This is a genomic window from Aeromonas sp. PI_26 (genome assembly GCF_027854445.1).
GTDB classification, from domain to species: Bacteria; Pseudomonadota; Gammaproteobacteria; order Enterobacterales; family Aeromonadaceae; genus Aeromonas; species Aeromonas veronii.
Genome location: NZ_JAJNOE010000003.1, coordinates 77,202 through 103,293 on the forward strand (window position 1 = coordinate 77,202; position 26,092 = coordinate 103,293).

20 protein-coding genes are annotated in these 26,092 nt (G+C 60.0%); 14 read left to right on the forward strand and 6 right to left on the reverse strand.

Translation table 11 applies throughout. The annotated features are described in order from the left end of the window. Nucleotides 1-2 precede the first annotated feature (2 nt). The 5 genes from mukB to LRL22_RS05190 all read left to right on the forward strand — a co-directional run bounded on the left by mukB (nt 3) and on the right by LRL22_RS05190 (nt 7,247). Nucleotides 3-4,430 (forward strand): chromosome partition protein MukB, encoded by a 4,428-nt coding sequence (gene mukB / locus LRL22_RS05170; RefSeq protein ID WP_270904865.1) that lies wholly within the window; start codon nt 3-5, stop codon nt 4,428-4,430. A 438-nt stretch (nt 4,431-4,868) separates the two neighbouring features. Then, nucleotides 4,869-5,282 (forward strand): septal ring lytic transglycosylase RlpA family protein, encoded by a 414-nt coding sequence (locus LRL22_RS05175; protein ID WP_236663689.1) that lies wholly within the window; start codon nt 4,869-4,871, stop codon nt 5,280-5,282. 99 nt (nt 5,283-5,381) lie between these two features. Continuing rightward, the gene (locus tag LRL22_RS05180) at nt 5,382-5,864 is read left to right on the forward strand and encodes a GNAT family N-acetyltransferase (RefSeq protein WP_270904866.1); all 483 of its coding nucleotides are present in this window, start codon (nt 5,382-5,384) and stop codon (nt 5,862-5,864) included. Continuing rightward, nucleotides 5,864-6,367 (forward strand): peptide deformylase, encoded by a 504-nt coding sequence (gene def / locus LRL22_RS05185; protein ID WP_270904867.1) that lies wholly within the window; start codon nt 5,864-5,866, stop codon nt 6,365-6,367. The genes LRL22_RS05180 and def overlap by 1 nt, the downstream gene beginning before the upstream one ends. A gap of 49 nt (nt 6,368-6,416) precedes the next feature. Beyond that, nucleotides 6,417-7,247, forward strand: a complete 831-nt coding sequence (locus LRL22_RS05190; RefSeq protein WP_270904868.1) for a hypothetical protein — start codon at nt 6,417-6,419, stop codon at nt 7,245-7,247. A 79-nt stretch (nt 7,248-7,326) separates the two neighbouring features. On the opposite strand, the gene LRL22_RS05195 is transcribed toward LRL22_RS05190, so the two are convergent. Continuing rightward, on the reverse strand, nt 7,327-7,530 hold the full coding sequence (locus LRL22_RS05195) for a hypothetical protein (RefSeq protein ID WP_033113256.1): 204 nt from the start codon (nt 7,528-7,530) through the stop codon (nt 7,327-7,329). A gap of 480 nt (nt 7,531-8,010) precedes the next feature. After that, nucleotides 8,011-9,252, reverse strand: a complete 1,242-nt coding sequence (locus LRL22_RS05200; RefSeq protein ID WP_270904869.1) for an esterase/lipase family protein — start codon at nt 9,250-9,252, stop codon at nt 8,011-8,013. A 211-nt stretch (nt 9,253-9,463) separates the two neighbouring features. On the opposite strand from LRL22_RS05200, the gene LRL22_RS05205 reads away from it, so the two are divergent. After that, a complete protein-coding gene (locus LRL22_RS05205) occupies nt 9,464-10,468 on the forward strand; it encodes a Wadjet anti-phage system protein JetD domain-containing protein (protein WP_270904870.1) in 1,005 nt (334 codons plus the stop codon). A 41-nt stretch (nt 10,469-10,509) separates the two neighbouring features. Here the strand turns inward: LRL22_RS05205 and LRL22_RS05210 are convergent, their stop codons facing one another. Next, nucleotides 10,510-11,103, reverse strand: a complete 594-nt coding sequence (locus LRL22_RS05210) for a hypothetical protein (protein ID WP_040070009.1) — start codon at nt 11,101-11,103, stop codon at nt 10,510-10,512. Between the two features lie 605 nt (nt 11,104-11,708). Here LRL22_RS05210 and ygeW point away from each other — a divergent pair. The 6 genes from ygeW (at nt 11,709) to LRL22_RS05240 (ending at nt 19,274) form a co-directional block, all read left to right on the forward strand. Continuing rightward, nucleotides 11,709-12,896, forward strand: coding sequence for a knotted carbamoyltransferase YgeW (gene ygeW, locus LRL22_RS05215; RefSeq protein WP_270904871.1), 1,188 nt, complete (start codon nt 11,709-11,711; stop codon nt 12,894-12,896). 137 nt (nt 12,897-13,033) lie between these two features. Then, entirely contained in the window at nt 13,034-14,233 is a 1,200-nt protein-coding gene (gene dpaL / locus LRL22_RS05220) for a diaminopropionate ammonia-lyase (protein ID WP_040070005.1), read from the forward strand. A gap of 139 nt (nt 14,234-14,372) precedes the next feature. Further along, on the forward strand, nt 14,373-15,590 hold the full coding sequence (locus LRL22_RS05225; protein WP_101530615.1) for a YgeY family selenium metabolism-linked hydrolase: 1,218 nt from the start codon (nt 14,373-14,375) through the stop codon (nt 15,588-15,590). A 114-nt stretch (nt 15,591-15,704) separates the two neighbouring features. After that, nucleotides 15,705-17,129: a dihydropyrimidinase gene (hydA, locus tag LRL22_RS05230; RefSeq protein ID WP_270904962.1), complete on the forward strand. Its 1,425-nt coding sequence runs from the start codon at nt 15,705-15,707 to the stop codon at nt 17,127-17,129. 95 nt (nt 17,130-17,224) lie between these two features. After that, on the forward strand, nt 17,225-18,157 hold the full coding sequence (arcC, locus tag LRL22_RS05235) for a carbamate kinase (protein ID WP_270904872.1): 933 nt from the start codon (nt 17,225-17,227) through the stop codon (nt 18,155-18,157). A gap of 193 nt (nt 18,158-18,350) precedes the next feature. Then, nucleotides 18,351-19,274: a DMT family transporter gene (locus tag LRL22_RS05240; protein WP_270904873.1), complete on the forward strand. Its 924-nt coding sequence runs from the start codon at nt 18,351-18,353 to the stop codon at nt 19,272-19,274. 71 nt (nt 19,275-19,345) lie between these two features. Here the strand turns inward: LRL22_RS05240 and yqeB are convergent, their stop codons facing one another. Both yqeB and yqeC read right to left on the reverse strand, forming a co-directional pair. Continuing rightward, complete coding sequence (gene yqeB, locus LRL22_RS05245) at nt 19,346-20,938, reverse strand: selenium-dependent molybdenum cofactor biosynthesis protein YqeB (RefSeq protein ID WP_270904874.1); 1,593 nt, start codon at nt 20,936-20,938, stop codon at nt 19,346-19,348. A gap of 39 nt (nt 20,939-20,977) precedes the next feature. After that, nucleotides 20,978-21,814: a selenium cofactor biosynthesis protein YqeC gene (yqeC, locus tag LRL22_RS05250; protein WP_270904875.1), complete on the reverse strand. Its 837-nt coding sequence runs from the start codon at nt 21,812-21,814 to the stop codon at nt 20,978-20,980. A gap of 4 nt (nt 21,815-21,818) precedes the next feature. Here yqeC and mocA point away from each other — a divergent pair, with 4 nt between their 5' ends. Continuing rightward, entirely contained in the window at nt 21,819-22,478 is a 660-nt protein-coding gene (mocA, locus tag LRL22_RS05255) for a molybdenum cofactor cytidylyltransferase (protein ID WP_270904876.1), read from the forward strand. 109 nt (nt 22,479-22,587) lie between these two features. On the opposite strand, the gene LRL22_RS05260 is transcribed toward mocA, so the two are convergent. Then, complete coding sequence (locus tag LRL22_RS05260; protein ID WP_124242039.1) at nt 22,588-22,815, reverse strand: hypothetical protein; 228 nt, start codon at nt 22,813-22,815, stop codon at nt 22,588-22,590. Nucleotides 22,816-22,963: 148 nt separating this feature from the next. Between LRL22_RS05260 and ygfK the strand changes: the two genes are divergently transcribed. Then, on the forward strand, nt 22,964-26,074 hold the full coding sequence (ygfK, locus tag LRL22_RS05265) for a putative selenate reductase subunit YgfK (RefSeq protein ID WP_270904877.1): 3,111 nt from the start codon (nt 22,964-22,966) through the stop codon (nt 26,072-26,074). Nucleotides 26,075-26,092: the final 18 nt, after the last annotated feature.

Genomic DNA, 26,092 nt, shown 5'->3' on the forward strand with positions numbered 1-26,092 from the left:
CGGTGCGAGGCAAGTTCAAATCCCTGACCATGGTCAACTGGAACGGCTTCTTTGCCCGGACCTTCGATCTCGACCAGCTGGTCACTACCCTTTCCGGCGGCAATGGCGCGGGCAAGTCCACCACCATGGCGGCCTTTATCGCGGCGCTCATCCCCGACCAGTCACTGCTTCACTTCCGCAATACCACGGAAGCGGGATCGAGCAGCGCCTCCCGTGACAAGGGGCTCTACGGCAAGCTGCAGCGTGGCCACTGCTACTCCCTGCTGGAAGTGATGAACAGCCGCGAACAGCGGATCTGGGTCGGCGTGCACCTCGAGCAGGTGGCCAACCGTGACAACAAGGTCAACATCACCCCGTTTGCGCTGGTGGATGTGCCGGAGAATCTGGCGCCGACCGACCTGCTGCTGGAGAAGCTCGATGACGGCAAGGGGCGGGTACGCGCCTTTACCGATCTGAAAGGGGCGGCCGCTGAGCTGGGGGCGCTGAAAGTCGCCAAATTCAATACGGTGACCGACTATCACAACTTCATGTTCGAGTTCGGCATCACCCCGAAGAAGCTGCGTGATCAAAAAGATCGCGGCAAGTTCTATCGCCTGATCGAAGCCTCCCTCTACGGCGGCATCTCCTCGTCCATCAGCCGTTCCCTGCGCGAATACCTGCTGCCGGAGAACTCCGGGGTGCGCAAGGCGTTTGCAGACATGGAGGCGGCCATCTATGAAAACCGCCGCACGCTGGAAGCGATCAAGGAGACGCAAGGTCAGCGGGATCTGTTCAAGAACCTGATCACCGAGACCACCCACTATGTGGCGGCGGACTATGTGCGCAACGCTGCCGAGAAGAGTCGCCTCTCCGAGCTGGCCCTCAAGGCGCGCCAGGAGCTGGCCGACAAGCGCCGCATTCTGGCCGAAGAGAAGCAGCGCGCCATCTATCTGGCCGACGAGGTGGAGCAGCTCACTAATCGCGAGAAACTGCTGACCGACGAGCTGGAGTCTGCCTCCGAGCATCTGGCCAAGGTGATGGCAGCCGTCAGCTTGCAGAAGAAGATCGAGATGTACCGCGCCGATCTGGCGGATCTCTCTGACAAACTCGAGCAGCAGCAAGCGGTGGTGGAGGAGATCCACGGCCAGCTGCTGGAAGTGGAAGAGCGCAAGGAGCTGGCACAGGCAGAAGTAGACAGCCTCAAGACCCAGCTGGCCGACTACCAGCAGGCGCTCGATATCCAGCAGACCCGCGCCATCCAGTACCGTCAGGCGGTGCAGGCGCTGGAGGCTGCCCGCGAGCAGTGCGAGCTGCCGGGGCTGACCGCCGAACAGGCGAGCGACACCCTGCACCAGTTCCGCGCAGCCGAGCAGAGCCTCACCAGCCGGGTGCTGGGGGCCGAGCAGCAATTGGCGCTGGCCAAGGCAGCAGTGGCCGAGCACGAAGCGGCGCTGGCGCTGCTTTTGAGCATCGCCCCCGAGACAGTGCGCGAGGCCGCCTGGCCTACCGCGCAGGCGCTGCTCAAGCGTCATATCGAAGACAAGGCTCGCATTGCCCAGGGGCAGGGGCTGCGCGCCGCGCTGGCTCGCCTCGAGAAAGAGAGCGAAAGCCAGAAAAATCTCTTCAAGCTGCGTGACGAGCTGCAGCAGGCCTCTGGCCAGCTGATTGCCAGCAGCGATGAGCTGGAGATCTTCCTCGAAGCCCAGCGCACCCGTCAGGAGGAGCTCTCCGAGCAGCAGGCCGAAGTGAACCAGCGCCGCGCCAGCCTCGAGCATCAGGGCGCCCAGCTCGGTCGCGATATTGCGGAGCTCACCAAGCTGGCGCCGCGCTGGCTCAAATCCTTCGAAAAGCTCGAGCAGCTGCGTGAACAGAGCGGTCTGCCGCTGACTACCGCCGAAGAGCTTTCGGCCGGCATGCAAACCGTGCTCGACAAGGAGCGCGAGTTCGAGCAGGAGAGCAACCGCATCGCGGCGCAGAAGCAAGCGCTGGAGCTGCAAATTCGCAATCTACAGCTGGGGGCAGGCGAGGCGGATCCGCGTCTTGCCCGCATCGCCGAGCAGGTGGGGGGGGTGCTGCTCTCCGATGTCTACGACGACATCTCCATCGACGATGCCCCTTACTACTCCGCGCTCTACGGCCCGGCTCGCAGCGCTTTGGTGGTGCTCGACCTTGAGGGGGCCATCGAGCGGCTGAAAAAGCTGGAGGATTGCCCGGAAGATATCTACCTGATTCAGGGCAACCCCGACTCCTTTGACGAGGATCTGGTGGAAGCGGACGAGCTGGGGGACGCCGTGCTGGTGCGGACCAGCAAGCGTCAGGTGCGCTTCTCCCGCTACCCCGAGCTGCCGCTGTTTGGCCGCGCCGCCCGGGAAAAGCGGATCGAGCAGCTCGACCTTGAGCGCGAAGGGCTCATCGAGGGTTACGCCAAGGCCGCTTTCGAGCAGCAGAAGTACCACCGTCTCTACGGCCACTTCCGCGACTTTATCGGTCAGCATCTGGATATCGCCTTCCGCCCCGACCCGGAAGTCGAAGTGCAGGCCAAGCAGGCCGAACTGCGCGCGCTGCAAGGTGCCATCGGCGAGTGCGACAAGCAGCTGGCCGAGGCCAAAGCGGCCGCCGCCCAGCTGACTCGCCATATCCAGCTGGTGCAGGGGATGCTGCCCTTTGCCCACCTGTTTGCCGAGACAGAGCTGGCGGCTCGCCTCGAGGCGGCACACGCCGATGTGGAAGCCCTGAAACAGGCCGAAGCCTTTATCGCCAAACACGGCAAGTCGCTGGAAAAACTGGAAACCATGGTGCAGGTGCTGCGTCAGGATCCGCAGGATCTGGCCGCGCTGCAGGCTGCCTATGATGAGGTGAGCGACCTGCTGGCCGAGCAGAAGCGCCGTTGCTACGCCCTCGATCAGCTGGTGGCCCGTCTGCCGCACTTTGCCTATCAGGATGCACAAGACCTGCTGGGCAAGGCCTCCGAGATGAGCGAGCGACTCAAAGAGAAGCTGAAAGCGGCCGAGCTTGCCGCCCGCACCGCTGGCGAGCAGCACAAGCAGATTGCCCAGCGTCACACCGAGGCGTTGCAGCTGCGCACCGCGCTTAACTCCAGCGTCGAGGCCAAGCGCCAGACCCTGACCGAGTTCGAGCAGGAGCTGGCGGCCATGGGGCTGACCCTCTCTAACGATATGGAAGAGAAGGCGCGTGCCCACAAGAAAGAGATTGAAGAGCTGCTGATCCGCACCCGTTCCCGTCGCACCAGCGCCGAGGCCCAGCTGCAGGTCACCAAGCGCGAGATCGAATCCCTCGGTGGTCGTCTCAAGCTCGAAGGCAAGGATTACTACAGCGCCCGTAAATCTCTGGTGGGTCACAAGGCGAGCTGGTCGCGGGTGGTGCGACTGGCGCGGGAGACCGACGTCGAGAAGCGCCTCAACAAACGCGAGCTGGCCTACCTCGACAGCGACGAGCTGCGCTCCATGTCGGACAAGGCCCTAGGCGCCCTGCGGGTGGCGGTGGCCCACGACGAGGCTCTGCGCGATGCGCTGCGTCTCTCCGAGGGCAACCGCAGCACCGAGCAGAAGGTCGCCTTCTACGTGCAGGTCTACCGTTACCTCAAGGATCGCATCCGCAACGACATCATCCGCTCCGATGATCCGGTCGAAGCGATCGAGGAGATGGAGATCGAGCTGGCCCGTCTGGCAGACGAACTCAAGCAGCGGGAAACCCATCTGTCGCTCTCCTCCCATGAGGTGGCGGCCAAGATCACCAACATCATCCGCCGCGAGCAGAACCGCATTCGGGTGCTCAACCAGGGCTTGCAGAACATCGCCTTCGGTCTGGTGCGCGGGGTGCGCCTCAACGTCAATATCCGCGAGGCCCACACCCGTTTGCTGACGGCGCTGGCCGATCAAACCGCCATGCACAACGATCTGTTCGCCGACAAGGAGCTCAGCTTCTCCGAGGCGATGGCCAAGCTGTTCCAGCGCCTGAACCCGCAGATCGAGCAGGGGGATCGCAGCTATCAGGTGATGGGCGACGTGCTGCTCGACTATCGCAACTATCTGGAGCTGGAGATCGAGGTGCAGCGCGGGGCCGATGGCTGGCTGCGTGCCGAGAGCGGTGCGCTCTCTACCGGTGAGGCGATCGGTACCGGTCAGGCCATCCTGCTGATGGTGCTGATCAGCTGGGAGGAGGAGTCCCGCCGTCTGCGCGGCAAGGATATCGCCCCCTGCCGTCTGCTGTTCCTCGACGAAGCGGCCCGTCTGGATGGCAAATCCATCGCCACCCTGTTCGAACTGTGCGAGCGTCAGGATATGCAGCTGCTTATCGCGGCGCCGGAGAACATCAGCCCGGAGAAGGGCACCACCTACAAGCTCATCCGCAAGGTGCAGGGCAAGCACGAGCACGTGCATGTGGTGGGTCTGCGCGGCTTCGGCTTCGCCGACGACAAGCTGATCGCCTGACTCTGATGGGCAAATAGCTGGAGAAAAGGGAGGCATTCGCCTCCCTTTTTATTGGAAAAATATGGCAAAGTAGCGGCGCAGCCTGCGATGGGATAAGGCAGCGGATGAACGGGCTTGCCCGGTTCTGGTTAATAAGTATCCCTCTTGTTGTGCTGCGTTGCGGACGCAGATCGGAGGGTGTTTGCGTGCTCTTGTTGGCAAACGAGAGCAGAAAAGTGGCCCCTTGATTGTCTCTTGGGTGCAACAGTGGTGATTTAAAGCCTGTGTTTATTGCAACAATCGCGGTGACCACTGCGTTGGCAACAGGGCTGGGCGCCATGATGGCAAGGGGCCGCCTACATTGCGGTGGCTTGCCGGTATGGGGAGAATCTCCCCGTTACTGCGACGCGAGATGATCAGCCGGGCTATCTATCCGGCAAGGTGAGCGAGGAGAAGTAGATGCGCGGCATCGGGAGAGAGGGAGTGGTGCAATCGGCCTGCAAAGGGGGGCTGTTGTTTGTCTGCCTGCTGCTGGCAGCCTGTAGCAGCCGCTATGACGAGAGCCACGGCGGCAGCTGGCGCGGCTATAGCGAGACCGGTTATGCCAGCTATTATGCCGACCGCTATCACGGTAAAAAGACCGCCAGCGGCGAGCTCTATCGCAACAATCTCAATAGCGCCGCCCATATGGAATTGCCCTTTGGTTCCATGGTGCGGGTGACCAACCTCGCTAACGGCAAGAGCGTAGTGGTCAAGGTCAATGATCGTGGCGCCTTTAAAAGCGGGCGTATTATCGATCTCTCCAAATCTGCCTTCAGTTCCATCGCCAATATTCGCGAAGGTGTTATCAAGGTAAAGGTTGAGGTGTTGTGACCGCTCGTGATGTTTCAGAATCTGCAGCTGTTTGGAAAAATCGTAATAGGGTGATTGTGCGCTAACAGGGTATCCAAAATGGCTTGAGCAGGGAAAGAGATGGATATTGAGCTGATTGATGTGTCGCAAAATGAATTTGAGCAGGTCTTTACTGCCGTCAAAGAGGGAATATTTCCCTATGTTGAGTCGCTCTTTGGCTGGGATGACCAATTTCAACGCGAGCGACTAACCAGCTCATATCTGCCGCAATGGTTTTCGTGGATCCTGCATGGGGGAGAACGCATTGGTCTGTTATGTCGCAAGCCATATGAGGATGCCCAGCATGTTCATCTGCTGATCATTTTCCCTCAGTATCAGGGGCGGCAGCTTGGCGCTGCCGTGATGGAACGGCTTCATCAGGAGGCTGAGCGTGAGGGCAAATGCCGGGTCACCTTGTCCAGCTTCACAGACAACCATGGGGCGATACGGTTTTATGAGCGCCTTGGTTACAACGTGGTCGAAGAGGATCAGGCGTTTGTCTCCATGTCCCGGCCGTTGGGCTGTGACCTCGGATTGAAAAAAGTGGTTAATGGAGAGTTGTGATGGCGATTTTGAATATTTTGACGGCTCCCGACCTCAGGTTGAGGATCAAGGCCGAGCGAGTTGAGGATATCGCTGCCGTACAGGGGCTGATCGATGACATGCTGGCAACCCTTTATGCAACGGAAAACGGGATTGGTTTGGCCGCGACTCAAGTCGGGCGTAAAGAGGCCGTCGTTATTATCGACTTGTCCGAGAGCAGGGATCAGCCGCTGGTTTTGATTAATCCACAAGTGATAAGCGGTACTGAAAAGGTGATTGGACAAGAGGGCTGTCTCTCCGTGCCGGATTACTACGCGGATGTCGAGCGTTACAGCTCGGTGGTGGTATCTGCTCTGGATCGAAAAGGCAATCCGATCACCATCGAGAGCAGCGATTTTTTGGCCATTGTCATGCAGCATGAAATTGATCATCTGGATGGCAACTTGTTCATTGATTACCTGTCACCGCTCAAGCGGCAGATGGCACTCAAACGAGTTAAAAAATCGCTCAAGTCCGCCAGCTAATGTCTGCGGATAGTGGCTGGCCGTTTTAGTTATGTGGAGAGCAGGCAGAATGAAAGTGGCAAGATGGAATGTCAGGGCACTGTTTGGCCGCAATAGCAATGAGGTGCGGGGACGTTATGGGCTGAAGGCCCTGCTGTTGCTGGGAACATTGTGGGTCGCTCTCCCCGTATCAGCCGACGAAGAGCAGTTGCCGGCCGAATATCGCCCCTTTGTGCAGCAGTTGGTCGATGCGGCAGAAGGCCGGGATCATCAGGCCCTTGCCAACCAGATGAAGTACCCCTTCAAGCAGGAGTATCCCATTCCTGCCATCAAAACCCCGGCGGAGATGCTGACCCGTTTCGACGAGGTATTTGATGACGCCATATTAAAAAGCATCGCTACCTCCCGGGTCGGGCAGGATTGGCAGACTATGGGCTGGCGCGGCATCATGCTGGGCAGTGGCGAGGTCTGGATGGATTTTGATGGCAAGGTCATCGGTATCAATCATCAGACGGCGCAGGCCGCCAAATTGAAAGCCGAGCTTATCGCCAGGCAGAAGAGCGGTCTGCATCCCAGTGTGCGGGAGTACAAGAGCCCCGCGTTGATGTGGCAGACCGAGAAATTTACCATCCGCATCGACGAGCTGGACGATGGCCACTATCGCTACGCCTCCTGGGCCAGGGGCAAGACGCTCGCCGACAAGCCGGATCTGGTGCTGAAAAATGGCACCGTCAGGGTGGAGGGGACGGGGGGAAATCATACCTACCTCTTCACGAGCGGCCCCTATCGCTACGAGTGCGTCGTCACCGTGCTGGGTGAGCGAGGCGTGCCACCGGGTGAGCTGGTGGTCTATAAAGACGACGTCGAGATAGTGCACCAACCGGTGATCAAGGTGCTGTGACAGCAAATCCACATAAAGAGAGATCAAAGAGCGGCCAGGTGCCGCTCTTTTGCTTTCACACACAGAGGGATGAGCTGCGCTAGCTTTGCGGCACCCTGACCCCTTTATCGAGATAGAGGCTGCTGTAGTTGGCCCTGTGGGTGACAAACATCACCTGATGGCGGCTACCGTCGGAGAGGATAAGGAAATCGCCCGCCTGGGCAGGGCTTTGCAAGGAGACCTCCTGCTCGGGGGCGGTCAGGCGGTCGACATCATCCTTGAAGGTGAGGGTGTAAGAGAACATATGGCGCTCCACTGCTGGCTCATATCAAACACTCCGTTGAAGGTAGTTGTTGGCAAGGGGGCGCGCGGCGCCCGATTGGCGCTGTTAGACCAAATAGCGGTGATGAGAACGTGCGTGGTTTCAGCTGGGTTGTTCTGCTGAGTTGCGCTTGAGGCGTTTACATCAAGGTCATTGGTATCAAAACGATGGTAAAGGGGCGAAAAGGAGGATGAAAAAACCGCCTTTTGGCGGTTTCTCTTATGCGATGGGCCCTACTTCAGGGCCTTCTTCAGCTTCTTGATCTTGCCTTCATGCTTGGCAATTTTCTCAAGACGAGCGGCGATCTTCTTCTTGATCTCTTTCTTGCTTGCTTTGGCCATCGGTGGCGCTCCTTTGCAGTGGGGACACATGAGGTGTCAGTGTGGGTCTTCCCTTTGACCTCCCAGAGTGCCACAGGGCTCCTTTGTGAACCAGCACTCTGTTGCTTTAATAGCCAGCGCGTTATAGCTGCAAGGGGCTGAGCCAGCGCAGTAGTTGCTGGCCAACCTGCGGGCTGGCGAGCAGGGCCATATGACTGGTGCGATAGACAATCAGGGTATGGGCGGGCAGGAAGGCAAGCTGATGGCGCGCTTCGTTGTGCTGGCCGAGGGCGCTGCGTAGCGGCACCAGTCCATCGCCAATCAGCCGGTCGGCCAGCAGGCTGCGCTTGGCGGCAGTGGTCGCGGCAATGGCATAGCAGTTGACGCCACCGGGCAAGGGGAGTGGGATGCGGGGATCGCGCAAGGGCGCGGCAAGGTCGGGTTGGGCGAGCGTCTCGATCACCTTGCCGTGGCGCAGATCCTTGATGCCAGCACTGCGCAGCCGCGCCAGTCTGACGAAGGGCTCGCTGTAGGCGGTGGTGGGCAGCAACTGCTCCAGCCAGTGACCGGCATGTTCGAGCGGCGCGCCGTGGTGTGGTGTGCCGAGAAATATCAGGTTGGCAAGGTGCGCAGGCCAGGTGAGCCCGGCCACGCCGGCATGGTGGCAGGTGCTGCGTGCAACCAGTCCCCCCATGCTATAGCCCATTATCGTTATCTCTTTGAGCTCTCCCGGCCAGTGGGCGAACAGCTGTTCCAGCAACAGGGCCAGCGCCTGCCCGTTATGTGCGATAGGCAGGCCCGAGTTGTAGCGCAGGTAAAGAGGCTGATAGCCAAGCGCGTTGGCAAGTTGCTCCCCGTGATTGATCGGCTTGCCTTGATGCTCGGTCTGCCACTGCAGATCGTTCATGCAGAGGCCATGGATCATCAGCAGCCCCCGTCCCTCACGGGGTAGATCCTTCGGCATCGCCTGCCAATCGAGGGGCTTGCCCTGATAGCGCAGGGTCATGGGGGTGGCGAGAGCATTGTGGTGTTCGACCAGCTTGTCCCCCAACACGCCGTTGAGCGTGGCGATCAGGGCCGCACGTTTCGGGGTTTCGGGGATCTGGTGGGGCGGCGGTGTGGCTGGCAGGCGGCTGAGCAGTTGGTTGATGCCGCTGCTTAGGTTGTTGGCGGCGCCATGTACCCCCTTGTAGACCAGCCCGGTGATCCCGGCTGTTTTTCCCTCATCCCGTCCCTTGAGCCCCATACCGCTCAGTACCGCCTGATGTACCGCTTCGGTGATCTCTACCGCGGCGGGCAGCGCCAGAGTCAGCAGGTGCGCCAGCTCGCGGATATCCGAAAGATGCCAGGAAGAGGATGGCGATGGGTCTGTGGCGTCGGTCATGGCAAGCCCTTGTGAAAGCGGGTGTCGCGTTGTCGTGCCGCGAAGAGCGCAGCGTATCTCAATATCAAACCAGCTTGCGCCCTTTGTAGCGGGTTTACCAGTACGGGCCATGCATGGCGGGGCTGATAAGAACCGCTTGCGAAGCCGGTCACGGTAATGACAGGGAAAATCACCTCTACTTCGTCATATGAAGCTACATGGAGAGGTGAGGATGTCGCTGTTTGATGAGATGCGGGTACAGGATTTGTGTGCACGGTTGCTCGATAGCCAGAACGAGAAGGGCTGCTCCCTTGAGAGTCGGCATGGCCGCGAGTTGAAGGAGTTGCTGCAGGCTGTGGGCGGAGTCGAGTCAGTTGGGCGCAGTTCCCGTCATATATTGACCGACGCGGGGCGGACTTTTCTGACCGGACAACTGGCACGGGCTGCGCCCCCCGAACCGGACAAGGGGGAGCAGCTGCAACGTCTGGGAGTGAGTTTGCCTGCACGGCTCAATCAGGCCTGCTTTTATGCCCTCTGGCATGGGGACAGCAAGCATCCGCGATCAGCATCCCTTGCCGCGCCACAGCTTGCGGACTTGACGCTCACGCAAGATGAGGTGATCCGCATCCGCACCCTCGAGCCGCTCTCACTGGTCGATCGGCAAGGCCAGCAGCACGATATGACGGTAATGATGGCGCTGCTGGGAGAGTTGGCGTTGCCGGAGCGGACTCTGGGCATGCTGGCGGCCATCGGCTGGCAGGGGGAACGGGTCATTACGGTGGAGAACAAGGGGGCCTTTGTTGACTACCCGCTGCAACCCGGGCAACTGCTGCTCTTTGCTCCCGGTCGCAATACCTCCCTGGCCAAACAGCTGATCCCGCTGCTGCCTGCGGGCGTGCAGTGGGCACATTTCGGTGATCTCGATCAACGGGGTATCGATATTGCCGTCGAGCTGGCGCGCGAGCTAAATCGACCGGCCATGCTCTGGCTTCCCTGTGAGCTGCAACCTTATCTGGATCACTATGCCCGTCCGGTACGCACCTTTGCGACGGACAGTGGCAAGGTGCCCTGGCGTGTGACTAAGCAGGCTGATCAGGTCGATAGTCATGGCGCGTTGGCAGGCGTTCCCTGGCTCGATAAACTGATCACAGACGGGTCTTGGCTGGAGCAGGAGGTATTGATTCTGGCGCCTCACTGGTGGAGCTGGTCATTGGAAGCGATGGGCAATCAGGTGTGAAACGGGGAGCCTGTGCTCCCCGTCATTTCGTGGTCAGCTGCTTACTTGGCGTTGATGGGCCCCTTGGTGCCGGCATCATTATCGACCCAGCCATCTTCACCCTTGATGCGGCGATCCCCCTGAATGGTGTAGATGACCATGCCATCCTTGAACACCAGCGCGCCATCGGATTTTTTGGCATTGACCTTCTTGTCGTTGACCCACACCTGATCCTTGCCATCGATGCGGATATTGGCCACGGTGGCGCCGGTTTGGGGGAAGGTGGCGATCCAGTTGCCCGTATAGGGGCTGCCGCTGGTTGCCGCGGCCGGAGCATTGCCAACACCGGCAGCCGCGTTCTCAGCCTTGGTTTTGTTGATATCGCAGCCATTGAGCTCGCTCACCTGAGTGCAACCCGAGCGCTCCAGCTTCTGCTCATAGCTCAGATTCAGACCGCCCTCCGCCGCAGGGGCAGCCGTGCCAAATCCCGCCTTGGCATTTTCCGCTTTGGTTTTGTGAATGTCACAGCCCTGCGCCTCGGTAACCTGGGTGCAGCCGGATCGCTCCAGTTGCTCGGCATATTTGGCGCTGATGGCGTAGGCAGGGGCGATCCCGAGCAGGGTCAGGGTGATGAGCAGAGCGGCATTCCTGGACATAGATAATCCCTCAAAGATGTAAGTCATGCAGGTTCTTCCGCGCAGTTGCGGCAGTGAACGTCGGGCTCTTCTGAGCATCCGAGACAGATGCGCAGCTGGCGTATTCACGTTAGCACCTTGGGCCAACCGCGCCCAGCGATGTGGCCGGAAGATAAGGCGAGAGGCGATACGGGAGTGCAGGGGAAGCGAGATAGCAGCAGTGTCAACGCTGGAGAGATCATTCCAAGAGAAAAGGTGTTGCGGGCATTATCATAATGATAACAACAGCCCCGTCGATATCATTTCAGCCCCTGAAACTGACCTTTGATGATAATTCTCACCGATGCCGAGATATCGCCTCTGATTATTATCACTCGGCTATTTTATGGCTTGGCTGATCCGCTCACCTTTTTATGGATTAAATCGCTGAAATAGCCGCTGATTTTGTGGGTGGCATCACACACTTTTGCCATTTATTAATATCTGCCTGCATTTTATTGGTTTGGCACGGTTATTGATTGCCTCATATCGACGCTAACCGACGCGCTCACCCACAACCGGGATGCTGGTGACATCGTGAGTGAAAGGGGAGCTATCCATATCTCATCCAATGATTGGGGCGAACGATGAAAGCAGTTAACGAATTAATCAAAGAGATCAGAGCACTCAAATCCAACCTGCATGAAAAAGATTTTCTGCTGACCTGGGAGCAAACTCCTCAGGAGCTGGAGCTGGTATTGAAACTGGCCGAATCCCTCAAGACCCTGCGCGCCGAAAATATCTGCACCAAACTGTTTAACAGCGGGCTCGGTATCTCGGTTTTCCGCGATAACTCCACCCGAACCCGCTTCTCTTACGCCTCTGCGCTGAACCTGCTCGGCCTGGCCCAGCAGGATCTGGATGAGGGCAAATCCCAGATCGCCCATGGCGAAACCGTCCGTGAAACCGCCAACATGATCTCGTTTTGCGCCGATGCCATCGGGATCCGTGACGACATGTTCCTCGGTGCCGGTAACGCCTATATGCGCGAAGTGGGCGCCGCACTGGATGAAGGGTTCGAGAAGGGAGTGCTGCCCCAGCGTCCGGCGCTGGTCAACCTGCAGTGCGACATTGATCACCCGACCCAGTCGATGGCTGATCTCGCCTGGTTACAGGAGCACTTCGGTAGTCTGGAGAGCCTCAAGGGCAAGAAGATTGCGATGACCTGGGCCTACTCCCCCAGCTACGGCAAGCCGCTCTCCGTGCCCCAGGGCATCATTGGTCTGATGACCCGTTTCGGTATGGACGTGACCCTGGCCCACCCGGAAGGGTATGACCTGATCCCGGATGTGATCGAAGTGGCCAAAGAGAACGCCAAGGCCTCCGGCGGCAGCTTCCGTCAGGTCACCTCCATGGAAGAGGCTTTCAAGGATGCGGATATCGTCTATCCCAAGTCCTGGGCCCCCTTCAAGGTGATGGAGCAGCGCACCGAGTTGCTGCGCGCCAATGATCACGCCGGCCTCAAAGAGCTGGAGAAACACTGCCTTGAGCAGAACGCCAAGCACAAGGATTGGCACTGCACTGAGGAGATGATGAAGCTCACCAAGGGGGGCGAGGCGCTCTATATGCACTGCCTACCGGCCGATATTTCCGGCGTCTCCTGCAAAGAGGGCGAAGTGACCGAAGGGGTATTCGAGAAATACCGTATCGCCACTTACAAAGAGGCGAGCTGGAAGCCCTATATTATCGCCGCCATGATCATGGCCCGTAAATTTTCCGCCCCGGCAGAAACTCTGGAAAATCTGATTAAAGAGGCGCAAAAGCGGGTGAAATAAATAACGGCAGGGCAGGGTGAATATTCATCCTGCCCATACTGTCGAATTCATTATTTCGAGTTTTCTCCCCGTGGTATCTGAATAACGGATCTCCCGGCGAGGCAGCTCTTTGTCAGGTAACGCCTAGTGAGGTAAGCATGTCCCAATTTTCGCTGAAGATGGATATTGCCGATAACCGCTTTTTTACCGCCGAGCCATCTCCGCTGTTTTCTCGCGCCGAAGCACAAAAGGCTCGCGCTTTTCATAAAAAACTGGCCGGTTATGAACCGACCCCATTGTGCGACCTGAAAGATCTGGCCGCCTATATCGGGGTGAAAAATATATTGGTCAAGGACGAGTCAAAGCGCTTTGGCCTCAACGCCTTCAAGATGCTGGGTGGCGTTTATGCCATCGCCAACTTGCTCTGTGAAAAATACGGGGTGGCCATCGAGGATTTCTCCTTCGATCTCATCAAACGCACCATCAAGGAGCCGATGACATTCGCCACCACCACAGATGGCAACCACGGTCGTGGCGTTGCCTGGGCCGCCAAACAGGTGGGTCAGCATGCGGTGGTCTACATGCCCAAGGGCTCGGCCCAGGAGCGGGTTGACCACATCCTCAATCTCGGTGCCGAGTGCATCGTCACCGACATGAACTATGACGACACCGTGCGCCTAACCATGAAGATGGCCGAAGAGCGCGGCTGGCACATAGTGCAGGACACCGCCTGGGAGGGCTACACCAAGATCCCGACCTGGATCATGCAGGGTTACTCCACCCTGGCCGACGAAGCGGTCGAGCAGATGCAGGCCATGGGCATCAAGCAGCCGACCCACGTGTTGCTGCAGGCTGGCGTTGGTGCGCTGGCGGGCGGTGTGCTCGGTTATCTGGTGGACTGCTTTGGTGCGAAAAACCTGCACAGTATCGTGGTCGAACCGGATCAGGCCGACTGCATCTTCCGCTCCGGTGTGGCGGGGGAGATGGTCAACGTGGGGGGCGACATGCGCACCATCATGGCCGGTCTCGCCTGCGGTGAACCCAATCCCCTCGGCTGGCCGCTGCTCAGAAGCTGCACCACCCAGTTCATCTCCTGTCACGACAAGGTGTCGGCATTGGGCATGAGAGTGCTCGGCAACCCCCTTGGCAATGATCCACGCATCATCTCCGGTGAGTCCGGCTCGGTCGGTACCGGCGTGCTGGCGGCAGTACGTCACCACCCGGATCGCGCAGCGCTGATGGCGCGCCTCGGGCTAAGTCGCGACTCCGTGGTGCTGATCATCAACACCGAAGGGGACACCGATGTGACCCACTACCGGGAAGTGGTGTGGGAAGGCAAACATCCTGCCTGCGATTAACCCCGGCTGTGAGTAACCCCTGCGAGAGCAGAGAGACGAATTGAAGAACTGATCGCGCCTCGCCAACGGGGCGCGGTAACGGGCACAGGGCGCTGCCGACGAACAGGCCGCGCACTCTCAGTTGTTATGGAGAATCACAATGAGCAAGCAAATTCCGTTTGAAATGGTGTTGGAGAAGGCCTACCAGTACAAGGCCGAGATGAGTCAGTTCCTGCGCGACATGATCGCCATCCCGAGCGAGAGCTGCGATGAAGAGCGCGTCGTGCTGCGCATCAAGCAGGAGATGGAGAAGGTTGGCTTTGATAAGGTCGAGATCGACCCCATGGGCAACGTGCTGGGCTATATCGGCCACGGCCCGCACCTGATCGCCATGGATGCCCACATCGATACCGTGGGCGTCGGCAACATGGCCAACTGGAAGTTCGACCCCTATGAGGGGATGGAAGATCACGAGATCATTGGTGGTCGTGGCGCATCTGACCAAGAAGGCGGCATGGCCTCCATGGTCTATGCGGGCAAGATCATCAAGGATTTGGGGCTGGAAGATCAGTACACCCTGCTGGTGACCGGTACCGTACAGGAGGAGGATTGCGATGGCCTCTGCTGGCAGTACATCATCGAGCAGAGCAAGATCCGCCCCGAGTTCGTGGTCAGTACCGAGCCGACCGACTGCCAGATCTACCGTGGCCAGCGCGGCCGCATGGAGATCCGTGTGGAGGTGCAGGGGGTGAGCTGCCACGGCTCTGCGCCGGAGCGCGGTGACAACGCCATCTTCAAGATGGGCCCCATCCTTGGCGAGCTGCAGGAGCTGAGCCACAACCTCGGCAACGACGACTTCCTCGGCAAGGGCACCCTGACCGTCTCGGAGATCTTCTTCACTTCGCCAAGCCGCTGCGCCGTGGCGGACAGCTGCGCCGTCTCCATCGACCGCCGCCTCACCTGGGGCGAAACCTGGCAAGGGGCGCTCGACGAGATCCGCGCCCTGCCTGCGGTGCAAGCCGCCGGTGCCGAGGTCTCCATGTACCAGTACGATCGCCCGGCCTACACCGGTCTGGTCTATCCGACCGAGTGCTACTTCCCGACCTGGAAGGTGGAAGAGGATCACATCACCGTCAAAACCCTCTCCAAGGCTTATCGCGAGCTGTTCAACAAGGAGCCGGTGGTGGACAAGTGGACCTTCTCGACCAACGGGGTCTCCATCATGGGTCGCCACGGTATTCCGGTGATCGGTTTTGGCCCGGGTAAAGAGCCGGAGGCCCACGCACCGAACGAGAAGACCTGGAAAGAGCATCTGGTCAAGTGCGCCGCCATGTACGCCGTGATCCCCATGCTCTATCTGGCCGAGCTGGACAAGTAAGGGGTCTGCCGGGTGGTGACTCTCATCACCGCCCGTCTGTCGCAAGTGTGGCAAGTGCCCCGTCTCCATTGAGGCGGGGCTTTGCTGTTTGAAGTGATGTTCGAGGTGGTGGGGATGAAACGGCTGATCAAAAACGGTGTGCTGGTCGATGCGCAGGGTGAATATCGTCAGGATCTGCTGATCGAGCACGGGGTGATCCGCGCGCGCGCCGCCGATATCGAGCCCGATGGCGAGACCGAAGTGATCGATGCCAGCGGCTGCTATGTGATGCCGGGTGGCATCGACGTCCATACCCACTTCAACATCGACGTGGGCATTGCCCGCAGTTGCGATGACTTTTTCAGCGGTACCCGTGCCGCCGCCTGTGGTGGCACCACCACCATCGTCGATCACATGGGATTTGGCCCAGCGGGGTGCAATCTGCATCACCAGCTGGCCCGATATCACGACTATGCCGCCGATCAGGCGGTGATCGACTACAGCTTTCATGGCGTGATCCAGCATGTGGATGACGCCATCCTTAATGAGATGGCCGCCATGGTGCAGGAGGAGGGGATCAGCAGCTTCAAGCTCTACCTCACCTACCAGTACAAGCTGGGGGATCACGATGTGTTGCGCGCGCTGGCCCGCCTCAAAGAGGTGGGGGCGCTCGCCACCGTCCATCCCGAGAACGATGCCGCCATCGCGGCGCGCCGTGCGGCCCTGCTCGCCGCCGGTCACCATGAACCCTGGTATCACCCGCAAAGCCGCCCACTGGAGTGCGAGGCGGAGGCGATCGCCCGGATGATCAATCTGGCGGGGCTCGCTGGCAATGCGCCGCTCTATATCGTCCACCTCTCCAACGGCTTGGGGCTGGAGTATCTGAAACTGGCGCGCCGTCAGGGGCAGCCGGTCTGGGTGGAGACCTGCCCGCAATATCTGCTTTTGGATGATTCCTGCTACTACCGGGAGAACGGGGTCGACTATCTGCTCAGCCCGCCGCTGCGCTCGCGCCGCGAGCAGGACAAGCTGTGGGTCGGTATCGCTGCGGGCGACATCGACACGGTGGCGACCGATCACTGCAACTTCTCCCACGCCCAGCGCATGACCCTCTCAGGCGGCGATTTCAGCCGCTGCCCCAACGGCTTGCCCGGGGTCGAGAACCGGATGCTGCTGCTGTTTGCCCACGGGGTGCTGGGGGGGCGCATCTCGCCGTCCCGCTTCGTGGCCCTCACCAGCGCCAACCCGGCGCGCCTGTTTGGCCTCTGGCCGCGCAAGGGCAACTTGCAAGCGGGGTCTGATGCCGATCTGGTGCTGATGGATCCCTGTGGCGAGACCCTGATCCGTCACGCCGCGCTGCACGACAACGGAGACTACAGCCCCTATGAGGGGATGCGCTGTCCCGGCCAGATCAGAATGACCCTCAGTCGCGGCGAGATAGTAGCCCGCGACGGCGAGTTTCTGGGGCGGCGTGGTCATGGCCGGTTTTTGGCCAGAGCGCCCTTTGATCCGGCGTTGGCGCCGGATCTGCACTCGCCTTGCCCCGCGGCTGCAGGCTGACAATCCGTTCGAAACACGCAGAGCAGCAAGGTTATGTGAACAACGAAAGGTGGGCCGGTATCGCGCCGGCTTGTCCCATCACTGGAGATAACAAGATGAAACAGAGAATCGTACTGGCCCTTGGTGGCAATGCGCTGGGCAACAACCTGCCCGAGCAGATGAAGGCGGTGCAGAGCACGGCAGGCACCATTGCCGACCTGATCGCCCAGGGGCATGAAGTTGTGGTGACCCACGGCAACGGCCCGCAGGTGGGGATGATCCAGCAGGCGTTCGAGGTGGCGGCCCGTCACGACCCCAAAGCGCCCCATCTGCCCATGTCGGTCTGCGTGGCCCTGAGTCAGGGTTATATCGGTTATGACCTGCAAAACGCCCTGCGCGAGGCACTGCTTGAACGCGGCATCCACAAGCCGGTCGCCACCTTGGTGACCCAGGTTGAGGTGGATAAAAACGATCCCGCCTTCCTTGACCCGAGCAAACCCATCGGCGGCTTCTTCAGCAAGGAGGAGGCCGAAGCATTGATGGCCAAGGGGGAGCGGCTCAAAGAGGATGCTGGTCGCGGCTATCGCCGGGTGGTGGCATCCCCCAAACCCGTCGATATCATCGAGAAAGAGACCGTCTCTGCCATGCTGGCTGCCGGTCAGGTGGTGATCACCGTCGGTGGCGGCGGCATTCCGGTGCTGCGCGAGGGCAATCACCTGCGCGGTGCCAGTGCGGTGATCGACAAGGATTGGGCCAGTGCCAAGCTGGCGGAGCTTATCGACGCCGACATGCTGATCATCCTCACCGCGGTGGAGAAGGTTGCCATCAACTTCGGCAAGCCCGATGTGCAGTGGCTCGATCAGCTGAGCGTGGCCGATGCCAACAGCTTTATCGCCCAAGGGCAGTTTGCCAAAGGATCCATGTTGCCCAAGGTGGAGGCAGCGCTCTCGTTCGCGACCTCCATGCCGGGGCGAAAATCCCTCATCACCCTGCTGGAAAAGGCAGCCGAGGGGATCGCTGGCAAGACCGGTACCGTGATCAGCCTGTAGCGTGCAACGCGATGACGGGGTGATAGACAGGGGGCCTTGGCCCCCTGATGTTTTTGGCTCGGGCGCTACTGTTGCTGAGGTCGATTTCCCACAGATCGTGGGCAGCCCGCCAGCACAGGGGTAAGATAGCCACCCCGATAAGGGTTGGCCCATCGGAACAAAAGGCGAAAGGCAGAGCTATGCGTGGTGAGAGATGAGTGGAAAGATCAATATGGCGGCGCTGGGGGGATTGATCCTGCTCACCGCCATCTGGAGTTACAGCTGGATCGTGATGAAGCAGGTGATGCTCTACGCGGGGGCTTTCGAATTCACCGCCCTGCGCTGCTTGTGTGGTTCATTGGTGTTGTTGCTGGTATTGGCTCTGCGCGGGCGCCGTTATCTCAAACCCACCCCGTTTCGCTATACCCTGGCCATCGCCCTGTTCCAGACCTGCGGCATGGTGGGGTTGGCCCAGTGGGCGCTTATCAGCGGCGGAGCGGGTAAGGTGGCCATTTTGAGTTACACCATGCCGTTCTGGGTGGTGATCTTCGCGGCGCTCTTTCTCGGCGAGCGGATGCGCAAGCTGCACTATCTGGCGGTCGGAGTGGCGGCCTGCGGGCTGCTGTTGGTGATCCAGCCCTGGTTGCTGCATCTTGAATCCCTCAAGAGTGCGCTCTTGGCGATCCTCTCCGGCATCTGCTGGGGGATCAGCGCCATCATCGCCAAGCGGATGTATGCCCGCCATCCCGGGGTGGATCTGATGTCCCTCACCACCTGGCAGATGATCTACGCAACCATAGTGATGGCGCTGGTGGCGGCGCTGGTGCCGGAGCGATCCATCGACTGGCAACCCTACGTGATGGGGGCGCTGGCCTATAGCGCCATCTTCGCCACCGCCATCGCCTGGAGTCTCTGGCTGTTCGTACTGAAAAAACTGCCGGCGGGTATTGCCAGCCTCAGCACCCTGGCGGTGCCGGTGACCGGTGTGCTGCTCTCCTGGTGGCTGCTCGGCGAAAATCCGGGGCCGGTGGAGGGGAGCGGTATCGCCCTTATCGTGCTGGCACTGCTGGTGATTAGCCGCAAGGGCAAGCGTTCCGTGGTGTCGGTGGCGGGGGAAACCCGTATCAAGCACGGTTGAGCCGATTGCCAGCGAAGAGATAAAAAGGGCCTGCCATCATGGCGGGCCCTTCTGGTTTTAAGAACACTCTCTTATCTGCGCTGGGCCAGATGCATCATGGCCTCCAGCACGGCGCCGCCGATGGCGCGGGCCTTGTCAGAGACTGTGGTGGCATCTGCGCGCTCGCCACGCGGGTCGATATCACCAATCTTGAAGCCGACTGGCACTTCGATGCCATCGCTGAGCAACCCTCGCACCATGCCAGAGAGGGGCGCGATAATGGGGGTATCCCCTACATGGGCGATCACATCCCCTTCCTGCACCAGATCGCCGAGCTTGATAAGGCTCTTCATCACCCCGGGGGCGGGGGCGCGCACCACCCGGCGGGCGGAGTGCCCCTCGATCACCCCGGGAATGCCGGTATTGGGCTGGGCGGGGCCCTGATAGATGACCCGGCCCAGATGGTGGCCACGGTTGGTCTCGATCACCGCATCGCAGTCGCGCCCCGCCTCAAAGCCCGGGCCAAGGGCTACCGTAATGGGGGCCATCTCCTTGTGGGTGCCGAGGTTCTGCTTGGCGAGGATGGCATCCACCAGATAGCGGGGCTTGAGCTCGGCGAGGGTGGCACAGTCGGGGTCAACCAGCAGCGGAATGATGCCCCGATCCAGCTGCTCGAACGCTTGCTCAACGCTCTCGACCCGCTTGGCGCGCACACCCTCGACACTGGTTTCACCATCGAACATCCCTTGCGCGAAGGCGACGGTGCGGCGGATCACCGTGGGTTTGTCGAGATCCAGCATCACCACCTTGAAGCCGGCATTGTGCAGGCGCAGCGCCACGCCGGTAGCGATATCGCCGGAGCCGCGCATAACCACCAGCTGATCCCGCTTGAGGCGCACATCATCCTGCATTAGACCGCCTGCCTTGCCGTTTTTCACCTGCAACAACTCGGCGAGAATGCTGATGGCGATCTCCTCGGGGGTCTCGGCGCCGATGTTGTAGCCGATGGGGGCGTGCAGCTGCTGCAGTTGCTCCTGGCTCACCCCTTGCTGGCGCAGCGCCTGGGTGAAGGTCTGCACCTTGCGCTTGCTGGCGAGCAGCCCCAGATAGGCGAGGGGACGGCTGATGAGCCGATCCAGCGCCTCCTTGTCCTGATGGTTGGTAGCGATGATGACGAAGTTGGCGGGCTCGATGGCCAGCGCCTCGATCACCGCGCTGATGGTATCGGCCTGTTTGAGGTGAGTGCCGACGGGGAAGAGATCGGGATTGAGGCTCCCTTCAAAACAGTCACCCACATGGATATCAAAACCCAGTGGCGCGGCGGCATGGGCCAGCGCCCGGTTGACGTGACCGGCACCAATGAGCACCAGCCGTGGCCGCAGGCCATAGACATCGATATAGACCGACATGGCGCCACCACAGTCCGACCCGACCGCATGTTCGCCGTTGCGGGCCATCCGGCCGTGGAAGATGCGCGGCTTGCGCTCGGCAATGGCGGCCATCGCTTCCTCGATCACCAGCCGCTCGATCATGCCGCCGCCGATGGTGCCTAGGATCTGGCCATCGGCCATTACCAGCATCTGGGCCTGATGGCGGGGGGTGGAGCCACGGCTCTCGATGATCTGGGCCATGGCAAACGGAGTGTTCTCCTGTTCCAGTCGGGCTGCGTGTGCAAACAGATTCATAAGGTACCTCTTTTCATCCTTAAAACGTCAGGGGTGAGGCTAAAGCGCCTCCCCGTGCGGAGCTGTGCAGATCAGGTGACGGATGGGGGGGGATTCGCGCACGGCCCCCTGCCAGATGGCGTGGATCTCGGGGTGGCGGCTCTGCAGCTTTATCAATTCCGCCAGCCACGACGCCTCATTTTGATAATCGCCATTGATAAACCAGATCCGGCGCGCCCCGGGCGGGGTGCCCTTGAACACCCCCTCGGGGTGGGAGAGCAGCCTGTCAAACAGTGCCCAGTCAAGTGGCTCACCCGCCGCAATCCCGCACAGGGCTTGCAATTCAGCCCAGCGGTGGATCTGCGCCGGTTCGGCATTTGCTCCCACCATGGCGCCGCCCAGCAGGGCGATCACCCAGTCACTCTGATGTGGAATGCAAGGTTCGTGCAAAGCGGGCACTTTCAATAACTTGTGATGGGCTCCATCCGCTTCGACCAGGATGAGATCGAAGCGCTGCTGTCCTTTGAGCAGGTCGATTTGGCGCAGCTCCGGCCCTGCAACCTTGCCGGTGCGCTCGTCGAGATGGCTGAACAGGGCAACCAGGGTCGGGCCATCCGGCAGAGCCTGACAGCGGGTAAGTTGACGAACGGGATCCGTCTCGATAATCAATTCCCGATAGTGTGACGGGGCTGGCAGAAACATCCGGGTGGTGGTGGTAATTAGCACCCTTTTACCCTGCTTATAAAAATATTCCGCCAGCCAGAACAGGGTGCTGGTTTTTCCGCCGGCACCACAAAGGCTAATTAGCGTGGTATGGTTGTCACTATTTTCAAGCAGTGGATTTAAAAGCGAACCAATATCCGGAAACGCGTGAATAACAGAGTGTGGCAAGGACATGGCAATGACCGAAATAAATAGCGAGGTGAATGAAAAGGTGCAGGCTCGGGGGCGTGAACAGTGTGACTGTATAATTACCGCAGCAGGTTTGTCATCCCGCATGGGGGCATGGAAAATGATGCTACCTTATGGCTCGGGGACAATTCTTGATGCAAGTCTCAAAAATGCCCTGGCCTTCTGCTCCCGGATTATTTTGGTCGTGGGTCATCGCGGGGCGGAACTCGCTGCCTGTTATGGGAATCGCCCCGACATTCTCATCGTCCATAACCCTGACTATGAGCAGGGGTTGGGTAGTTCCATCCGCTGCGCTCTGGCGGCCAGCGATGCTGACTACCTCTTTATCAGCCACGGGGATCTGCCCTGTATCCCGCGCGAGGTCTATCAACAGTTGTGGCAGACGCGCGGAGAGTTCGCTCTGCTCCCGAGCTTTGAGGGGGAAGCGGGCCACCCGGTCTTGCTGCCAAAATCCCTCGCAAGGGAGCTGGCTGCCGCGCCGGCACAGGGTTCGGTGCGCCGCTGGTTGCTGCAACGCCCACACCGAAGCATACCGGTCGAGAGTCCTGCCATCCTCTTTGATATCGATACCCCCGAGCGATATCAGGCGCTGATCCGCGGCGAACTGGAGCTGCGTTCTGCCGACGAGTTTACGACCGAGCAGGGCTGAGTCGCATCGTTGGAGCCCACTTCCCTCTGCGTGCAATGGCAGCCAGCGGGGCGGTAACACCGAGTCATCTCGCAGCCTTTGGATAAACCGAAATAGCGACGACCGCCTTTTATATAGCAGTGACTTTTAAGCAAACCCCGGCCATATTGGCCGGGGTTTGCTTGCGATAATGCTGGATGATTTTTACCCTATCAAAGTGATATTTATCGCTGCCGATTTGATACTTTTCATTTTTCTCTGGCATTGCCTTGAATAAAATTTCAAGTGAGTGAGAACCACTCTCATTAATCATAATGGCGACATGCCAAACCGCCTTCATTAATTCGAGCCATCTCACGCTTTTACCGTAAAAAATAGTTTTGTAGCTCGTTTTGTAACTGTAGTGGCCTGATAGTTGCTCTTCTCCTTGCCAAGGGGGAACACCCGTGCGGGATACCCCATTTATTCATGCTGCCAATGGGCAGAACAGCTGCAAGGAGATAGCCATGGGCGATATTATGCGACCCGTTCCGTTCAAGAACCTGCTGACCCGTATTTTCGCGGAATATAAAGAGAGTCAGAGCATTTTTGGTATTCCCGCCGCGCAATTCTATCGCAAGCAGGACGAGCGCAAGATCAAGGTGTTCGGTGAAACCTGCGAGACCCCCATTGGCCCGGCAGCCGGCCCCCATACCCAGTTGGCCCAGAACATCGTCACCTCCTGGCTGACCGGCGGGCGCTTTATCGAGCTCAAGACGGTGCAGATCCTGGACCGTCTCGAACTGGAAAAGCCCTGTATCGATGCCGAGGATGAGTGCTTCAATACCGAGTGGTCTACCGAGTTCACCCTGCCCAAGGCATTTGACGAGTATCTTAAAGCCTGGTTTGCCCTCTACCTGCTGGAAGAGGTGTTCGATCCGCGGCTCGACGGAGAGGCCAAGTCCTTCATCTTCAACATGAGCGTGGGGTACAACCTCGATGGCATCAAACAGCCACCGATGCAGCAGTTTATCCACAGCCTGATGGATGCAAGGCAAAGTCCGAAGTTTGCCGAGTACCAGCAGGTGCTGCGCGAGCTGGTGGCCGACGAGCAGTTTATCGCCGAGCTGGGGCTGGGGGCGCGCCGCGATCGTCTGCAACAGCTGGTGGATCGCATCCCGGCCGAGCTGGTGCACGGTGTCACCCTCTCCACCATGCACGGCTGCCCGCCGAACGAGATTGAGGCCATCTGCCGCTACATGCTGGAAGAGAAGGGGCTCAACACCTTCGTCAAACTGAACCCGACCCTGCTGGGCTACCCGCGGGTGCGCGAGATCCTCGACACCTGCGGCTTTGATTACATCGGTCTGAGCGAAGAGTCGTTCGATCACGACCTCAAGCTGGATCAGGCCAAGGCCATGCTGACCCGCTTGATGGCGCTGGGGGCCGAGAAGGGGCTCACCTTCGGGGTCAAGCTGACCAACACCCTGGGCACCATCAACCGCAAAGGGGCGCTGCCGGGTGATGAGATGTACATGTCCGGCCGTGCGCTGTTCCCGCTCTCCATCAACGTGGCGGCCGTGCTGTCCCGCGCCTTCGATGGCAAGCTGCCCATCTCCTACTCAGGTGGTGCCAGCAAGTTCAATATCGCGGAGATCTTCGAGACAGGTATTCGTCCCATCACCATGGCCACCGACCTGCTCAAACCGGGTGGCTACCTGCGCCAGATCGAGTGCCTCAAAGAGATCGATGCGTCGGGCTGCTGGGGCATGAGTCAGGTAGATGTGGCCAAGCTGGAGGCGCTTGCCGCCAAGGCGCTCACCATGGATTACACCCAGAAGGAGTGGAAGTCCGACGATCGTATCGAAGTGGGTGGCGGCCTGCCGCTGACCGACTGCTACGTGGCGCCCTGTGTCACCGCCTGCGCCGTGCATCAGGATATCCCCGAGTACATTCGCCTGATGGGCGAGGGGGAGTATGTCGCAGCCCTTGAGCTTATCTATCAGCGCAATGCCTTGCCCGCCATCACCGGCCATATCTGCGATCACCAGTGCCAGTACAACTGCACCCGTCTCGACTACGACAGTGCGCTCAATATCCGCGAGCTGAAGAAAGTGGCGCTGGAGCGCGGCTGGGAAGGGTACAAGGCGCGCTGGCACAAGCCGGCAGGCAGCGGTGACAAGCACCCGGTTGCGGTAATAGGTGCAGGCCCGGCCGGTCTCTCCGCCGGTTACTTCCTGGCCCGTGCCGGTCATCCGGTCACCGTGTTCGAGCGTGAAGCCGATGCCGGTGGCGTGGTCAAACACATCATCCCCGAGTTCCGCATTCCGGCCGAGCTTATCCAGCACGATATCGACTTTGTCGCCGCTCACGGGGTCAAGTTCGAGTTTGGCTGCGATCCGGCGCTCACCGTCGACAAGCTGCACGCCCAGGGCTTTACCTATGTCTTCGTCGGCATCGGCGCCGACAAGAATGGCGGCATGCGCCTCGAAGGTGGACATGATCGGGTCTACAAGTCCTTCAACTTCCTGCGCAGCTTCAATCAGGGCAAACCGCTGCCGCTCGGCCGCCATGTGGCGGTGATCGGCGCCGGTAACACCGCCATGGACTGCGCCCGCGCCGCCCTCAAGGTGCCGGGTGTCAGCGATGTGACCGTTATCTACCGCCGCAGCGAAAAAGAGATGCCCGCCTATCGCGAGGAGTATCTGGAAGCGGTGGAGGATGGGGTACATTTCTGCTTCCTCACCAATCCGGAGCGCTTTGAGAAAGATGGCAAGCTCACCGTGCGGATGATGGCGCTGGGGGATCCTGACGAGCAGGGCCGCCGCCGTCCGGTGCCCACCGAGCAGACCGAAGTGATGCAGATGGATGCCCTGATCACCGCCATCGGCGAGCAGCCTGACTGCGAGGTGCTCAAAGCCATGGGCATTCCTCTTGGCAGCGATGGCTGGCCCGAGGTGGATGGCCAGACCGGCGAAACCAGCCGTCGCAACGTCTTCCTTATCGGTGACGTGCAGAGCGGCCCATCCTCCATCGTCGGTGCCATCGGTGGTGCCCGCCGTGCCGCGGATCTGGTGCTCTCTCGCGAGCATATCGCCAGCCAGCAGAGTGAAGTGACCATCCAGCCATCGGGCAAGGATGAGATCTACCGCCGCAAGGGGAGCATCGCCGTCACCCTGGTCGACAAGAGCGAGCGGGAGGCCTTCGTGGCGCAAGAGGCGCACCGTTGCCTCGAGTGCAACTACCTCTGCAGCAAGTGCGTGGATGTCTGCCCCAACCGGGCCAACGTCGCCATCGCGGTGCCGGGCTTCAAAGACCAGTTCCAGACCCTGCACCTGGATGCCTACTGCAACGAATGTGGCAACTGCGCCCAGTTCTGCCCGTGGCAGGGCAAGCCCTATCAGGAGAAGGTCACCATCTTCAGCCTGCCCGAGGATTTCGACAACAGCCGCAACCCCGGTTTCTATCTGGCTGACGGTGGCGAACTGCGGGTGCGTCAGGATGGCGAGACCTATCGCCTGACCATAGACGCCCAGAGCCGGATCAAGGATGCGCCAGCGGCCCTTGGCGACATGTGCCGGATCATTAGCCATGTCCACGCTCATCACCACTACCTGCTGGGGGCCGTCGAGGCCTGAACGAACAACGAATAAGCG

What these genes read in the sequence shown, in the direction of transcription:
- LRL22_RS05175 (WP_236663689.1), top strand. Translation starts at nt 4,869, where the DNA reads ATGCGCGGCATCGGGAGAGAGGGAGTGGTGCAATCGGCCTGCAAAGGG.
- LRL22_RS05180 (WP_270904866.1), top strand. Translation starts at nt 5,382, where the DNA reads ATGGATATTGAGCTGATTGATGTGTCGCAAAATGAATTTGAGCAGGTC.
- def (WP_270904867.1), top strand. Translation starts at nt 5,864, where the DNA reads ATGGCGATTTTGAATATTTTGACGGCTCCCGACCTCAGGTTGAGGATC.
- LRL22_RS05190 (WP_270904868.1), top strand. Translation starts at nt 6,417, where the DNA reads ATGAAAGTGGCAAGATGGAATGTCAGGGCACTGTTTGGCCGCAATAGC.
- LRL22_RS05195 (WP_033113256.1), bottom strand. Translation starts at nt 7,530, where the DNA reads ATGTTCTCTTACACCCTCACCTTCAAGGATGATGTCGACCGCCTGACC.
- LRL22_RS05200 (WP_270904869.1), bottom strand. Translation starts at nt 9,252, where the DNA reads ATGACCGACGCCACAGACCCATCGCCATCCTCTTCCTGGCATCTTTCG.
- LRL22_RS05205 (WP_270904870.1), top strand. Translation starts at nt 9,464, where the DNA reads ATGTCGCTGTTTGATGAGATGCGGGTACAGGATTTGTGTGCACGGTTG.
- LRL22_RS05210 (WP_040070009.1), bottom strand. Translation starts at nt 11,103, where the DNA reads ATGTCCAGGAATGCCGCTCTGCTCATCACCCTGACCCTGCTCGGGATC.
- ygeW (WP_270904871.1), top strand. Translation starts at nt 11,709, where the DNA reads ATGAAAGCAGTTAACGAATTAATCAAAGAGATCAGAGCACTCAAATCC.
- dpaL (WP_040070005.1), top strand. Translation starts at nt 13,034, where the DNA reads ATGTCCCAATTTTCGCTGAAGATGGATATTGCCGATAACCGCTTTTTT.
- LRL22_RS05225 (WP_101530615.1), top strand. Translation starts at nt 14,373, where the DNA reads ATGAGCAAGCAAATTCCGTTTGAAATGGTGTTGGAGAAGGCCTACCAG.
- hydA (WP_270904962.1), top strand. Translation starts at nt 15,705, where the DNA reads ATGAAACGGCTGATCAAAAACGGTGTGCTGGTCGATGCGCAGGGTGAA.
- arcC (WP_270904872.1), top strand. Translation starts at nt 17,225, where the DNA reads ATGAAACAGAGAATCGTACTGGCCCTTGGTGGCAATGCGCTGGGCAAC.
- LRL22_RS05240 (WP_270904873.1), top strand. Translation starts at nt 18,351, where the DNA reads ATGAGTGGAAAGATCAATATGGCGGCGCTGGGGGGATTGATCCTGCTC.
- yqeB (WP_270904874.1), bottom strand. Translation starts at nt 20,938, where the DNA reads ATGAATCTGTTTGCACACGCAGCCCGACTGGAACAGGAGAACACTCCG.
- yqeC (WP_270904875.1), bottom strand. Translation starts at nt 21,814, where the DNA reads ATGTCCTTGCCACACTCTGTTATTCACGCGTTTCCGGATATTGGTTCG.
- mocA (WP_270904876.1), top strand. Translation starts at nt 21,819, where the DNA reads ATGACCGAAATAAATAGCGAGGTGAATGAAAAGGTGCAGGCTCGGGGG.
- ygfK (WP_270904877.1), top strand. Translation starts at nt 22,964, where the DNA reads ATGGGCGATATTATGCGACCCGTTCCGTTCAAGAACCTGCTGACCCGT.